Genomic DNA, 13,321 nt, shown 5'->3' with positions numbered 1-13,321 from the left:
CCGGAAGAAGGTGAGTGCGCTGCTTTTCTTGTTGCTGACGGTGTTCTCCGTCGTCACCCGTGCCGCGAATTCGAACGGCGTGGCGGTCGGCGTGTTCGCCTTCCAGGGCGAGCAGGCCGCGATTTCCGACTGGTCGCCGGTGATCGACCACCTGAACCGGGAACTCCCGGGTCATGGCTTTCACCTGCGCAACTACGATGCCGATGGGTTGCGTGAGGCGATCGCCGCGAAGCAGGTCGATCTCGTGATTACCAATCCGGGGTATTACGTCACGCTTGAAGCACAGTTCGGTCTCAGCCGGATCGCTACGCTGCAGTCGCCTCACGCCGCGCGAAGCGGGCAGGCACTCGGTTCCGTGGTGTTGGCGCGTGCCGAACGCACCGAGCTTGTCAAATTGCGGGATCTGGCAGGACGAAATATCGCCGCTGTGGCTCCGGAGGCGTTCGGTGGCTATCTCATCGCGGCGCGCGAGATGCTGCGCGACGGGGTCGATCCGGAATCGGCTGTGCGGGAAACACGTTTTCTCGGGCTACCCATGACGCGGATCGTCGAGGCCGTGAAAAACCGGGAGGTCGATGCCGGCATCGTGCGCGCCTGCCTGACCGAGCAAATGGCCCGCGAGGGCCTGATCCGGATGGAAGAGTTTCGCGTACTTTCCCCCCGGTACGTGGATGGCTTCGACTGCGCGCTGTCGTCGCCGCTCTATCCCGACTGGCCGATCGCCGTGACACGCCACATCGATTCGCAACTCGCCAAGTCGGTGGCCCGCGTGCTTCTGGCCATGCCCGAAGGCCAGGACCGGGTGAGTTGGTCGGTGCCGCCTGACTACCAGCCGGTACTCGACCTGTACCGCGATCTGCGGGTCGGGCCGTACGCCTATCTGCGCGACATTACGCCGGAAGGGATGGCCCGCCGCTTCTGGCCGTGGCTGCTTGGGCTGCTGGCTCTTCTGGCCGTGTGGATTGTGCACACGGTCCGTGTCGAACATCTGGTACATCAGCGCACGCGCGAGTTGAACGATTCGCTGGCAGCACGCGAAGCTGCGGAGCGCCGGGTGCGTGACAATCAGGAGAGGATGGAACATCTCTCCCGGTTGTCGATTCTCGGCGAACTCTCGGGGAGCCTTGCTCACGAGATCAATCAGCCGCTGACGAGCATCGGTACCTACGCCAACAGCCTGCTGCGCCGGGATGCGGCTGGAACGCTCACGCCGGAAGCCCTGCGCGAGGCGTGCGGCGAGATTGCGAGCGAGGCTGAGCGTGCAGGCGGTGTGGTGCAGCGTATCCGTCATTTCGCGCGCAAGCGGGCCGCCGTGCGCGAATCGGTCGATCTGTTCGGACTGGCCGAAGAGGCACGGCGAATGGTGGCCGGCATGCTGGTCCGTTGCCCCGAGATCGCCGTCGAGCGCGAAGCGGGCCTCGAATGCTGCGTCCTTTGTGACGGACTGCAAATACAGCAGGTGCTGCTCAATCTGATCAAGAACGCTATCGATTCGGCGCGCAGTCTGCCCGACGATCGGCAGGTTATCCGCGTACGCCTGACGCGTGCCGACAGTCGCCTCGTCGTTGCCGTTGTCGATCGTGGCACGGGACTCGACGCGTCGCAGCGCGAGCACCTGTTCGAACCGTTCTTCACCACCAAGCCCGACGGCCTTGGCCTGGGTCTGCCGATTTGCCGGAGCATCATCGAGGCGCACGGCGGACGCCTGTGGGCCGAGGCGAATGAAGACGGCGTCGGGATGTGTTTCTCTTTCCAGTTGCCATGCCATGAATCATCCGCCTGAAGACTGCGTCGTCCATGTCGTCGACGACGATGCCGCGCTGCGCCGCGCGCTGCGCTTCCTGCTCGACTCCGTCGGCTGGAATGTCCGCCTCTACGCCTCGGCCGAGGAGTTTCTCGATGCGCTGACGCCGCCCGAAACGCCGTCCTGCCTGCTGCTCGACATCCGCATGCCGGCGATGAGCGGGCTGGAACTCCAGCAAGTCCTGAGCGAACGGGGAATTGCATTGCCGATCCTTTTCCTGACCGGGCATGCCGACGTGTCGATGGTCGTTCAGGCGATGAAATCGGGCGCGACGGATTTCATCGAAAAACCGTTCCGGGACCAGGTGTTGCTGGACGCCGTGGCCGCCGCCGTCCGTCGCAGCGCCGAGATGCTGGCCGATAGCGGGCGCCGCGAGGGCGTGCGCCGGCGGTTGCAGACGCTCTCTCCGCGCGAGGATGAGGTCGCCCGCCTTGTCGCGCTCGGCGAACCGAACAAGGTGATCGCCGCTGCGCTGTCGATCAGCGAAAAGACGGTGCATATCCACCGCCAGCACGTGATGGAGAAGATGGGCATCTCCTCCGCCGCCGAACTGGCGCGGCTGATGCTGCTGGCCGACCCGTCGGCGCTGGACTGAAAGCCCCCTTCAGGCCTTGCGGATCGTCGCTGGCAGGCCGTTGCGTACGGATGCGCCCGAGATCCCGTCGACCCAGGGCGCGCGATCCCGGCGCGTGGGATCGAGCAGGCCGATGTCGTTGAGGTTGACGCCGGCGGCGAGGCGCGGGTTGTCGGGCTGTCGCTGCGCCCCGACGCGATGGGCGCGGGCGCCGAGCTCGCGGTGGCCGAAACCGTGCTCGAAGGCTGCCACGCCGGGCGCGACGCCTGCATGCACCATGACGCGCGCCTCGATCTTGCCGGATGGCGTCTCGATCTTGGACAGATCGCCGGTCTGCAGGCCCAGGCGTTCGGCGTCCTGCGGGTGGATGAGCACCGGGTTTTCCGGATGCAGCCGGAGCAGGCGCGTGGCGCCGACCGAGTGGGCACTCTGCAGCGCGGACTTGTAGCTGACCAGTAGCAGCGGCCATTTGTCATCCGAATATATCTGGCGCATCGGGGTTCCGTCGGCAAACGCGGGCTCATGCCAGGTGGCACAGCCTTTGTTGCGCTTGCCCGAAAGACTGTTCTTCGAGCTGCCGACGTTTTCGTTCCACAGATGGCACATCGCCTTCATCGGATTGCGCATCCATTCAGGATTGTCCTCGTCGAGCGAATCCTTGCCGGGCTGATAACGCCCGCCGCGGCTGTACAGGAAGGCGACCTTGGCAACCTCCTCCGGCTTCAGCGTCTTTTCGAGCAGCGGCCGGATGCGTACCACGCCGGAAAGCAGCAGGTCTTCCGAAGTCGCGTCGCCAACGGGCTCCTTGCCTTGCCAGGCGACGTTCGCGCCAGCGCGCAGATACCAGTCTGCCGGCGTGCTCAGCGGATACGTTGCGCCGTCGGTGCCGGTGATGGCGTTGTCGCCAAAGCCAGGCAGTTTCATCTCTCGTGCCAGGGCGATGAAGAACGTCTCCATGCCGATGGCTTCACCCTCCGGAGTTTTCGCCGCCCGGGGGGCGACGACAGGCCAGCGGGCGCCCATGGCCTTGGTGGGCACGCCGTTCCACGCGGATACCCAGCCCCAGCTTTCATACAGCAGCGAGTCGGGGATGATGTAGTCCGCAAAGGCGTTGCTTTCGTTGATGAACGGGTCGATCGAAATGATCAGTGGCAGCTTTTTCGGGTCAGCGAGATCGCTGGCGACGCGCTGGCGCAGTCCCGGAATGCCGTACAGCGGGTTGGCCGACCAGAGGATCAGCGCCTTCATCGCGTAGGGGTAGCCGGCCAGACCGCCGGGAATGATCTCGGTGGCCAATCCCGGAGCGTTCGGGAACCACGGGGCGCTGGCCGGGTAGGGATTGCCTGCCGCCTTGCGCTTGCCGAATTCGGTGCTTTTCTCGTAGGGGACGTTGCGTCCGAGCAGGGTGCCAGCGGGTTTGACCATGCCGGGGAAGATGTCGAGGTTGTAACGCGGTCCCTCGCCGTTGTCCTTGAAGCCGCCGCCGTTGGCGACAAAGCCGCCTTTCCAGTTGAGGTTGCCGAGCAGGGCATTGATGCTCATCAGCGCGAAGGCATTGTAGAAGCCGCTGCCGCTCATCATGCCGCCGTGGGCGACGACCGAGGCGCGTTTGCCGTGCGCGGCGAGTTCCCTCGCCAGCCCGGCGAGCGTTTCCTCGGGAATTCCGCACGCAGTGGCGTACTCCGCCATCGGCAGACGTTCAGCTTCCTCGCGCAGCAACTGCAGCGACGACTTGACGCGCACCGGGCGGCCATCGAGTTCGATGGCACGGTCGACGAACAGTTCGGCGGGTTGCTCAGCCTTGTCATGCGGCACGGGACGCCCGGCCGTATCGATGCACACGAAGGCGTCCGCGTCCTTGTAACGCTGCTCCTCGGGAAGGGGGGCGCCGATGTCCGAAGCGCGCAGCATCCGCCCTTCGCGCGGGTGGCCGGGTTCGACGACGACGAGGTGCGTGGCGTTCGAGAAGGCCGGTTCGCCCGTCGCACGCGCCACCTTGGGATTCGGGTTGGCGAGGAAGTGCCGGTCGATGCCCTCGTTTTCGAACAGCCAGCGGACGATCGCCATCGCCATCGCGCCGTCGGTCCCCGGCCGGATCGGCACCCAGCGGCCGCGGTCGCCGCTGGCGCGGCTGTCGGCGTGGGTCATGACCGGGTCGACGACGACGTAGGAGAGCTTGCCCTGGGTTCGACCCTTCGCCACCAGCGCGCCGGTACGCTTGAACGGATTGCCGGCGTGGCCCGGGGCCGTGCCGACGAAGAGGATGAATTCGGCGTTGGCGAAATCCGGCTTGGCGTGCGGCATCGTCTTCAGATTGCCGAACAGCGCGCCGGAACCGGAACGATACGAGCCGCCGCAATAGGAGCCGTGGCCAACGAAATTGAGTGTGCCGTAAGACTTTTGCATGAAACGCCGGGCGAAGCCCTCGCGCCCGTCGTTGACGCTCGAGAGGACTGCGACCTGATTGACGCGCGGTCCGAGTTCCGGTTGCGCCGGGTCGATCGGCGTCTTGAGGTCGCGCAATGCGGCCAGACCATCGACATGTCCCTCGCCGAACAGGTCGCCGCCATGTACGACCTCCCGGATCAACTGCTCGAAGCTGATCGGCTCCCACTGCCCCGAATTGCGCGGCCCGACGCGCTTCAGCGGTTGCAGGACGCGATACGGCGAGTCGAGTTGCTGGGCGATGGCGTTGCCGCGTCCGCAGGCCGTGGAACGCCCGTCAAGCCCGCGTTCGCCGAACGCCGAAACGGCGGCGAAGCTCTCGCGCACGCTGGCCTTCATCGGCAGGTGCGGATCGGTCGAAAGGGGGCTGTAGGGGTTGCCGGAAACGCGCAGCACCTTGCCCGAGGAGCTGTCGAGGCGGACGCGCACGCCGCACATCGTCGTGCAGCCGAGGCACACGGTGTAGCTGACCTGCTGTGCCGGATTGAGCTCGATCCGCCCCTGCGCGTCGACGCGGTATTCCGGTTCGGGCGCATTGCCGGCGGTGCGATGCTTCGGCGTGTCGCGGCCGAGCAATTTGCCGACGACGCGGCCGGCGGTTTCCGAGTAGCCGGCGGCGAAGGCGGCGAGTCCGCCGGCCGCCAGAAGTTGACGACGTTTGCCGAATTCCATATGTATCTCCTCAAGCTTCAGCGCGTTCGTCCCAGGGAATCAGCCCCGTCAGGACGACATACAGGAATAATGCGAGTCCGAGCGAGCCGGCGATGCCGAGCAGTCCATCGGGTCCGATTCCGAGTGAATAGTCGAACCAGGTGCTCCCCATCCGGGGGATGCTCTGGCCGCCGATGAACACGATCCAGCGCAGCAGCCACGCGCCGTGCAACGCCAGCAGCGCGGTGGACCAGAGCGATTGGGGCGAGCGGACGGCCAGCCACAGGGTGAACGCGGCCGTTCCGAGGAACCAAATGCCGGTGGTAGCCCATACGCGGGATCGGGCGAGCGCGGCGAGGGCTTCCGCGGCCGCTGATGCCTGCCCGGTGAGCGCACTGGAAAACCACGCGGCAAGCAGGATGAAGGTTGTGGCGAGGGCGAGCGCCAGCCCGCGGTTGAGCGATGGCGCGACGTCGCGCCGGCCGGCCAGAGCGGCGACGAGCAGCGTCATGCCGAGTCCGCCGACGCACGCCGTGCTCAGGAACAGGAGCGGCACCAGCGGGCTGTTCCAGAGAATGCGGGCGCTGACGACCATCGTCTCCATCCCTGTGTAGAGCAACAACAGCATCGCGCCGAGGGATGCCGCGAGCGCGGCGAGGCCGATCGCCTGGCGGTTGTCGTGGCCTCCGTAGGAAACCCGCTGATAGACCACTGCCAGCCGGCCACCGCACTGCGCCATCCGCAGAAGGGTCGGGCGCAGGCACAGCCAGGCGTAAAGAAGCAGGCCGCCGACGTACAGCGGAATGAAGAAGGAGCCCCAGGCCATCCACGAACCGAAGTTGGGGTGCAGATAGAAATTGATGAAGCGCCCCGGTTGGTGCAGGTCGGCCATCAGCGCGACCGGCGCGGTGAGGCCGCTGATCAGGGCGGCGAGCAGCGCCAGGCGCGACAGCATACGCCAGCGCGGCAGGCGCCAGGCCAAGCCCGGCAACGAGAGGAAAAACGCGGCGCAGGAAATGCCGATCAGAAAGAAATATTGCACCGCCCACGGCAGCCAGTCTGGTCCGCGGGCGAATCCCAGCACTTCGACTGTTGTCGTCATGTCATCCTCCTTGATGGTCCGGCCGCCACATCAGGTCGGCGGCGGAAACGCCGTCGACACGGCCAGCCAGCGCGGCGTCCAGGCCGATGTAGAAAACGTTGGGCCGGGTATTGGCTTCCGGCTTCAGTACACTGACGCTGTTGCCGGCCTCTTTCAGGCGTTTGCAGATCTCGCTGTTCGCGTTGTTGAGGTCGCCGAAGATGCGCGCCCCGCCGACGCAGGTTTCCACGCAGGCCGGGAGCAGGCCGGCTTCGACGCGATGGCTGCAGAACGTGCATTTGTCCGCCTTGCCGGTGTCGTGATTGACGAAACGGGCGTCGTAGGGGCACGCCTGCACGCAATACGCGCAGCCGACGCAGCGGTCGCCATCGACGAGCACGGCACCATCCTCGCGCTTGAACGTGGCGCCGACCGGGCAGACCTCGACGCACGGCGGTGTCTCGCAGTGGTTGCACAGGCGCGGGACGACCGACAGGCCGGTGGCGCCTTCCGCCGTGGTCACGGCGTAGGTGGCTACGACGGTGCGGAAAGCCCCTTCCGGGGTGGCGTTTTCCATCGCGCAGGCCATGGTGCAGGCCTGGCAGGCGATGCAACGGCGAGTGTCGACGAGCATTCCCCAGCGGGGGCTGCGGGTGTCGGCCGCTTGCGCGGGCGCGGCGATGCCGGCGGTGAGCACCGGAATGGCCGAGAGGAACGCGCGTCGGCCCGGATCGGTTGGGCTGGTCATGAACAACTCCGGAACGATGTGACGTCGCGAAGCTTAGTGAACTCCGATGGCCGGTGAAATTGGAAGAAACGGAAGGTGACATAGGGAAAAGTCCCTATCGCCGGGTTGCGGCCAGTCCGGCGCGGTGAAATGGTATCGTGCGTCACCCGCGATATCATCGCCGGGGACATGCTGATCGGTGATTGCGACTATTTAAGCGCTTCCTTTGCGGTGAGGTTTTCAAGATGAAATCACTCAGGGATCTGTTTCGTCCGGGCATCGGTCCGTCAAGCAGCCATACGATGGGGCCGCGGCGGGCCGCCGAGGCGTTTCGCGCCGGAATTCCGGCAGAAACTTCACACGTTCGCATCTCACTGTATGGCAGCCTGGCGGCCACCGGGCGCGGACACTTGACCGATATTGCCGTCGGCCAGCCTTTCGCGCCGCTACCGGTCGAACTTGTCTGGCTTCCGGAGGAGACTCTGCCGCGTCACCCCAACGGAATGCGCTTCGAGGCATTCGACAGCGTCGGACAGGTCCTGCTCTCGCAAGTTGTTTATTCGGTAGGCGGCGGTGCACTGCTGGACGAAGCGGGGTGGGCCGATGGCGGTGACGACGTGTATCCGTACACGAGAATGAAGGAGGTGCTGGATTTCTGCGAAGCCGAGAACCAGGCGATGTGGGAAGTCGTGCGTCGCTGCGAGGAGGGCGGTATCGATGATTTTCTGGCCGGGATCTGGGGCACGATGAAGAAATCCATCGCCGCCGGACTCGACGCCGAAGGGCGCTTGCCGGGCGAACTCAAGGTTCCGCGCAAGGCGGCTACCTACCATACACGTGCGTGCAAGAGTGCCGGGCATTTCGGCGAACTGGGCTTGCTGTTCTCTTATGCGCTGGCGGTGTCAGAGGAAAACGCGGCGGGCGGCCAGGTGGTGACGGCGCCAACCTGTGGCGCGTGTGGCGTGCTGCCGGCGGTGCTGTTCTTCCTCCAGCAACAATCGCAGTTCCCCGACACAAGAATTGTTCGTGCGCTGGCAACGGCAGGGCTGGTCGGCAACCTGGTCAAGCGTAATGCCTCGATTTCCGGCGCCGAGGTCGGCTGTCAGGGGGAGGTCGGCACCGCCTGTGCGATGGCGGCGGCCGCCGCGGCACAACTGCTTGGCGGATCGCCACGGCAGATCGAATACGCTGCCGAGATGGGGCTGGAACACCACCTCGGCCTGACGTGCGACCCGATCGGTGGCTACGTGCAGATACCGTGCATCGAACGCAACGCCATTGCCGCCGTGCGTGCAGTGGACTGCGCGGCGTACCCCCTGTTTTCCGATGGTCACCACCTCGTCTCCTTCGACGAGGTGGTGCAGACGATGTGGGAAACCGGACGCGATATGAAGGCGAGCTATCGTGAGACGGCGCAAGGCGGGCTGGCCCGTGTTCACCGCCTTCATGCGATCAAGGGCGAAGCGTCGCCGTTCGCCGGTATGGGGAGCTGAAAGGCGCTTGCACAGGCGAGGGTGCTTCCTCGACAGCGAAGTCAAAACCGTTCGGGCGGCCAGGACTTTCTCTATTTTGCGGATCGGGGCGGCGTCAGCGCGGCGATCTGCCGGTCGTGCCAGCGCGAGAAGAACACTAGCGCGAACACGGCGCCGATCAGCGCGAAAAGCATGTCCGACTGGGTGTCCCAGACGTAGCCCTGCGTGGCAAGAAATTCGTCGGCGTCCTGGCCGATCAGTTCGGCGACCCACCATTCGATCAATTCGTAAAAGGCGCTGATCGCCAGCACGACGCACGCTACCAGGAAATTCAGCATCTTCCGGCCGTTGACGTAAGCCCCTCGGATGAGGATTTCGCGCGCCACCAGCGCCGGGACGAAACCCTGGAAGAAGTGGCCGATCTTGTCGTAGGGATTGCGCGTGATGCCGAGCAGGTCGGCCAGCTGAAAACCGAACGGGACGCGGGCGTAGGTGTAGGTGCCGCCGACGATGAGCACCACGGCATGCATGAAGATCCAGAAATAGAGCAGGCCGGTCAGCGGGAAACGCTTCCAGGTCGGCACCATGATCGCCAGTGCGATGACGACTGGCGCGACTTCGAGCGCCCAGGTCGGGCGGTCGTAGGGCGAGATGCCGGTCGCGACAAGGAGAATGACGAGCGCGGCCGCGGCGACGATCAGTGCGATGGCGGGGCGGGTTTGCATGAGAGAGGGGTGGGCGAGGCGGTTTGCCGGGAGTCGTGATGATAGCCGCTCCCGGCGTTACCTTCAGTTCTGCGGTGCCGCTTCTGCCGCTTCTGCCGCTTCGGCCTCCTGCTGCGCCGACTGGTGCTGCAGCATCGCCGCCATCGGGTTGAACGGCTTGCCGTTGACCTGCAACTGGCCGCCCTTGAACGTGACGCTGCTCTTGAGCAGGTTGTTTTCCACCGTGATGTAGCCCTGTTGCTTGAACTGCTCCAGGGTTCTCTCGGCACTCTTGCGAGCCCATTGCGCTTCTTCTTCGCTCTTGCCGGCACCGATCAGCGAGTCGACCAGCGCGGTTGGCAATGCGATGGTGGCGCCGGCGTCGAGCTTGGCCAGCAGCATCAGCGGGTTGGAGAAGTCATCCGGCTTTGGATCGGCGAGCTTGATGCTGGCGTTGAAACTGGCTTCACCCTCGGCCGTACGGAAGGCGATGCGGTCGATCGAGAATACCGGGCCGTCGGCCAGCAGGTCGAAGAGCGGATCCTTCAGCGGCATCAGGGACTGCAGCAGCTGGTCCTGATCCGCGAAGATTTCCGGTTTGGAATACAGCGCCGTGAAGCCGCGGCTCAGCGTGACCAGCTTGCGGGCGTGCAGGTGCTTGAGCGAAAAGTCGTAATGCGCCGGGCCGTAGTTCTGTTCACCGACCTGGACGACGTTGGCGCCTATTTTGGCGATCACGTCGATGAAATCGCCGGCGGCCGGCATCTGTACGTCGTAGGCGATCTCCTTGAGCGAAACCTTTTGTTCCGGTCCCGGTTGCGCGGCGTCACCCGGCGTCACGCTGACTTCGGCGACGGTGATTTTCTGCGACCCCGAATAGAGCATCGGCTCGTCGGGAAAAACGCGCTTGAGCTGGCTGTCGATCACCATACTGGTGATGACCACACTCGATCCGCCGGGCTCGGAAAGCGCGAAACGCGGCGCCGTGCCGCGGAGCGTGTACTCGGCCAGTCCTTTCGAGAACTCCATTGTCATGTCCGTGCGCTCGCCGGAGAGCATCGCCTTGCTCTCCGGGGTGTCGCCCGGAAGCACCAGCTTGAACGGCTGGCTGGCAAAGGTCGAGCGGCCGCCGCCCTGAAAGTTGTAGGTCGTGCGGATGTCGAAAGGCTGGTTGGTTCCGAAGGCTTCCGCGATCTTGGTGCGTAGCGGCTCGTCGAATTCGATGGTCGAGACCTCGCTGCCCGCGGCCAGCGTTGAAAATCCCGGCAGCGGTCCGTGCTGGATCGCCGTCCTTACCGTGATGCGGAACGGAGGCTGTGCTTCCTGCTTCTCGGCTTCGTCGGCCTTGTCAGCCTTGGCTCCGGGCGGGTGGAACAGTGCGGCCGGAATCTCGATCGTCGTCGTTTCGCTGGCGCTGAACAGGCCGCGCTCGTAGCTCTGGTTCGTTACCTTGAGGTAGGGCTGCGTCGCGAGCATGGCGCGCGCGTCGGCGTGCGCCTTTTCGATCTGCGTGCCGAGATACCACGCGGCGGCGGGGTACCCGACGGCGAGAACGGCAACCACCGATGCGGCTACCACGGTCAATTTGCTTTTGGCCAAAGCTGTCTCCTTTGTGTGTTGAGCGTCATCGGGTGCGGCTGATGCGCGCGGCATTCTACCCCGGGTGAGTATGCCCTTGGGAAAAGCGTTTCGGCGTCAGTGCACCGATTTGGGGGTCTCCGGCGTGTGGCTGAACAGTTCGTCGATCGCCGCCTTGTCGAAGCGGTACTCGTTCTTGCTCAGTTCGTCGTTGATGACGATTTCGCCGTTTTCCAGCAGGCTGGCGTAGACGTCCTCACGACCCAGCGCGAGCAGCATGGTGCGGATCTTGTCCCAGTCTTGCGGGCAGTCGTTGGTGACCGGTCGGGCGGCGAAGAGACGGACGGTCTCCTCGTGAAACAGCCGGGTCAGCAGATCGTCCGCCGGGAGTGATAGCAGCTCGTCCGGTTTGACGGTCGCGGCCAGCGCTTCGACGCGCGCCCAGCCGTCCGGGTCGCGCTTGTCGGCATCCGGCATTTTCTGCAGGAACAGTCCGGCGGCGCCACTGGCCGAGGCCGCGAGGAAGATGCGCGAGTCGAGTTGTTCGGAAAGTGTCAGGTAGTGCTCGAACACTTCGGCGATCGTTTTTCCATCGAGCGGCACGACGCTCTGGTACGGCTCGCGCATTGTCGGCAGGTCGAGCGAGAGCAGCAACTCGCCGTTGCCGAGCAGCTCGATGGCCGTTCCTGTGCCGAGCTGTTCTTCGTGGTGCGCCATGCAGCGCAGGTTGAGCTCTTCGTTGCAGTCGATCACGAGGAGCGAGACCGGCCCGCTGCCGCGCAACTGGATGGTCAGGCGACCGGCCTGCTTGAGGTTGTCGGCCAGCAGCAGCGAGATGGCGCTCATCTGGCCGAGCAGGTCGACGACCGCCGCCGGGTAGTCGCGCCCCGACATGAGTTTTTCCCAGACGGTATCGAGGCGCACGACGGCGCCACGGATGTCCAGGTCGTCGAACAGAAAGCGCTGCACGTTGTTGCTCATTGCTTCAATTCCTTGGCGTAGCGGTCGGGGTCGAAACCGACCAGCAGGTTGGTCCCAGTGTCGAGGACCGGGCGCTTGATCAGAGCCGGATATTTTGCCATCAGTGTCAAGGCCTTCGCTTCGTCCACGTCAGCGCGCTCGTCATCGGTCAGCTTTCGCCACATCAGCCCGCGCGTGTTGAGCAGTACCTTCCAGCCCGCGCGGTGGTTCCAGTCGGGGAGTTGCTGTTCCGTGACGCCGGCTTTCTTGTAGTCAATGAATTCGCACGCCACGCCGTTGGCGTCCAGCCAGGCTAGGGCCTTCTTCATGGTGTCGCAGTTCTTGATACCGTAGATCTTGAGAAGTGTTTGCATGGTGCTCGTTCAATGTCGATTTACATAAGTGTTATTTATGACCAACTAATTGGATGCGCCTACGTGTTGAGCAGCCAGCCTTTCTCGACGCACTCATCGATACGGATAACCATCCACTCATAAATCTCTGGCGCGAAGGTCCGGACCTGCTCATTGACGCGCAGGACCTGCGATCGCGCAATTGAACGATCCCGCCATGATTTTCCTTCTGTTGCCAGATTGCTGATGAATGGCAGGAAACGGTCCATGACCTTGACCCAGCGGCTTTCCCTGGTTTCTTGCGCCTCATATTCGAGCCAGAGTTCGCGCAGTTCCTTGCCGAAGAGCAGACCAGAGTTTGCGAGCCGCTCAATACAGAGCGATTCAGCTTCATGTTGATCAGCGCGCGCGGAATAGACAGGTGTGTCTCCTGCGTCGATTTCGCATACATCGTGAATGAGAGCCATCGCCAGTGCTCTCGGCAAATCAACCTCGGTTTGCAACTCGCGGGCGAGAACTAGCAGGCCGAGAGCAAGGTGCCAACTGTGCTCGGCGGAGTTCTCGTGTCGGGAGGTGTCCCCGACATAGCTGGCTCGCGTGACCAGCTTCAATCTGTCCATTTCCGTCAGGAACGCGGCGAGGGAGGAAATCTGTTCTGTCATCGTTTGTGAAAATCCTGTATCGCTCAGAAAGTGCTGATTTGTTGAAGATTCGTCATTCCGGCGAAGGCCAATGGGATGGACTCCTCCCTTCCACCGGCATCGATGTGCCAGACTGGAGTTGTCACCAACCAGTCAAACGAAGGAAGGAGTCCAAGATGAACCTTACGCGCGTTGGAGTGGATTTGGCAAAGCAAGTATTTCAGGTGCATGGCGTGGATCGGCACGAAGCGGTGCAGGTCAAGCGAACGCTCACGCGCCGGCAAGTGCGCAGCTATTTTGCCGGGCAAGCGCCCTGCCTGATTGGCATGGA

The 13,321-nt window shown here is 64.1% G+C and carries 11 protein-coding genes and 1 pseudogene; 4 read left to right on the top strand and 8 right to left on the bottom strand.

Annotation, left to right across the window (positions count from 1 at the left end):
* Positions 1 to 10: 10 nt before the first annotated feature.
* Positions 11 to 1,783, top strand: coding sequence for a sensor histidine kinase (locus tag BO74_RS14680; RefSeq protein ID WP_496443130.1), 1,773 nt, complete (start codon positions 11 to 13; stop codon positions 1,781 to 1,783).
* Positions 1,767 to 2,399 carry a response regulator transcription factor gene (locus tag BO74_RS14675; RefSeq protein ID WP_496443129.1) on the top strand — a complete coding sequence of 211 codons (633 nt, stop codon included), beginning with the start codon at positions 1,767 to 1,769 and terminating at the stop codon, positions 2,397 to 2,399. The genes BO74_RS14680 and BO74_RS14675 overlap by 17 nt, the downstream gene beginning before the upstream one ends.
* 9 nt (positions 2,400 to 2,408) lie before the next feature.
* On the opposite strand, the gene BO74_RS14670 is transcribed toward BO74_RS14675, so the two are convergent.
* The 3 genes from BO74_RS14670 to dsrO are packed head-to-tail and all read right to left on the bottom strand — an operon-like array spanning position 2,409 to position 7,303.
* Positions 2,409 to 5,495 (bottom strand): molybdopterin dinucleotide binding domain-containing protein, encoded by a 3,087-nt coding sequence (locus BO74_RS14670; RefSeq protein WP_496443128.1) that lies wholly within the window; start codon positions 5,493 to 5,495, stop codon positions 2,409 to 2,411.
* Positions 5,496 to 5,505: 10 nt separating this feature from the next.
* Positions 5,506 to 6,576 carry an NrfD/PsrC family molybdoenzyme membrane anchor subunit gene (gene nrfD / locus BO74_RS14665; RefSeq protein ID WP_496443127.1) on the bottom strand — a complete coding sequence of 357 codons (1,071 nt, stop codon included), beginning with the start codon at positions 6,574 to 6,576 and terminating at the stop codon, positions 5,506 to 5,508.
* A 1-nt stretch (position 6,577) separates the two neighbouring features.
* Positions 6,578 to 7,303: a sulfate reduction electron transfer complex DsrMKJOP subunit DsrO gene (gene dsrO / locus BO74_RS14660; protein WP_496443126.1), complete on the bottom strand. Its 726-nt coding sequence runs from the start codon at positions 7,301 to 7,303 to the stop codon at positions 6,578 to 6,580.
* Positions 7,304 to 7,527: 224 nt separating this feature from the next.
* On the opposite strand from dsrO, the gene BO74_RS14655 reads away from it, so the two are divergent.
* The gene (locus tag BO74_RS14655; RefSeq protein WP_496443125.1) at positions 7,528 to 8,775 is read left to right on the top strand and encodes an L-serine ammonia-lyase; all 1,248 of its coding nucleotides are present in this window, start codon (positions 7,528 to 7,530) and stop codon (positions 8,773 to 8,775) included.
* Positions 8,776 to 8,846: 71 nt separating this feature from the next.
* Here BO74_RS14655 and BO74_RS14650 read toward each other — a convergent pair whose 3' ends face one another.
* From BO74_RS14650 to BO74_RS14630, 5 genes are all read right to left on the bottom strand, one after another.
* Positions 8,847 to 9,479, bottom strand: coding sequence for a DUF2238 domain-containing protein (locus tag BO74_RS14650; protein WP_496443124.1), 633 nt, complete (start codon positions 9,477 to 9,479; stop codon positions 8,847 to 8,849).
* Between the two features lie 63 nt (positions 9,480 to 9,542).
* Complete coding sequence (locus tag BO74_RS14645) at positions 9,543 to 11,057, bottom strand: YdgA family protein (protein WP_496443123.1); 1,515 nt, start codon at positions 11,055 to 11,057, stop codon at positions 9,543 to 9,545.
* Positions 11,058 to 11,153: 96 nt separating this feature from the next.
* Entirely contained in the window at positions 11,154 to 12,017 is an 864-nt protein-coding gene (hslO, locus tag BO74_RS14640; protein WP_496443122.1) for an Hsp33 family molecular chaperone HslO, read from the bottom strand.
* Entirely contained in the window at positions 12,014 to 12,370 is a 357-nt protein-coding gene (locus tag BO74_RS14635; protein ID WP_496443121.1) for an arsenate reductase, read from the bottom strand. Before BO74_RS14635 ends, hslO begins: the two co-directional genes overlap by 4 nt.
* Positions 12,371 to 12,429: 59 nt before the next feature.
* Complete coding sequence (locus BO74_RS14630) at positions 12,430 to 13,011, bottom strand: HD domain-containing protein (protein WP_496443120.1); 582 nt, start codon at positions 13,009 to 13,011, stop codon at positions 12,430 to 12,432.
* Positions 13,012 to 13,166: 155 nt separating this feature from the next.
* Here BO74_RS14630 and BO74_RS14625 point away from each other — a divergent pair.
* Positions 13,167 to 13,321: pseudogene (locus BO74_RS14625) on the top strand (IS110 family transposase); the annotation flags it as partial.

The sequence above is a fragment of the Propionivibrio pelophilus DSM 12018 genome, assembly GCF_059569095.1.
The sequence above is the reverse complement of the archived record's forward strand: the minus strand, read 5'-3'. Positions and strand labels throughout refer to the sequence as shown.

Excerpts from the sequence above, each read along its gene's own strand:
- BO74_RS14675 (WP_496443129.1), top strand. The coding sequence starts at position 1,767 with ATGAATCATCCGCCTGAAGACTGCGTCGTCCATGTCGTCGACGACGAT.
- BO74_RS14670 (WP_496443128.1), bottom strand. The coding sequence starts at position 5,495 with ATGGAATTCGGCAAACGTCGTCAACTTCTGGCGGCCGGCGGACTCGCC.
- nrfD (WP_496443127.1), bottom strand. The coding sequence starts at position 6,576 with ATGACGACAACAGTCGAAGTGCTGGGATTCGCCCGCGGACCAGACTGG.
- dsrO (WP_496443126.1), bottom strand. The coding sequence starts at position 7,303 with ATGACCAGCCCAACCGATCCGGGCCGACGCGCGTTCCTCTCGGCCATT.
- BO74_RS14655 (WP_496443125.1), top strand. The coding sequence starts at position 7,528 with ATGAAATCACTCAGGGATCTGTTTCGTCCGGGCATCGGTCCGTCAAGC.
- BO74_RS14650 (WP_496443124.1), bottom strand. The coding sequence starts at position 9,479 with ATGCAAACCCGCCCCGCCATCGCACTGATCGTCGCCGCGGCCGCGCTC.
- hslO (WP_496443122.1), bottom strand. The coding sequence starts at position 12,017 with ATGAGCAACAACGTGCAGCGCTTTCTGTTCGACGACCTGGACATCCGT.
- BO74_RS14635 (WP_496443121.1), bottom strand. The coding sequence starts at position 12,370 with ATGCAAACACTTCTCAAGATCTACGGTATCAAGAACTGCGACACCATG.
- BO74_RS14630 (WP_496443120.1), bottom strand. The coding sequence starts at position 13,011 with ATGACAGAACAGATTTCCTCCCTCGCCGCGTTCCTGACGGAAATGGAC.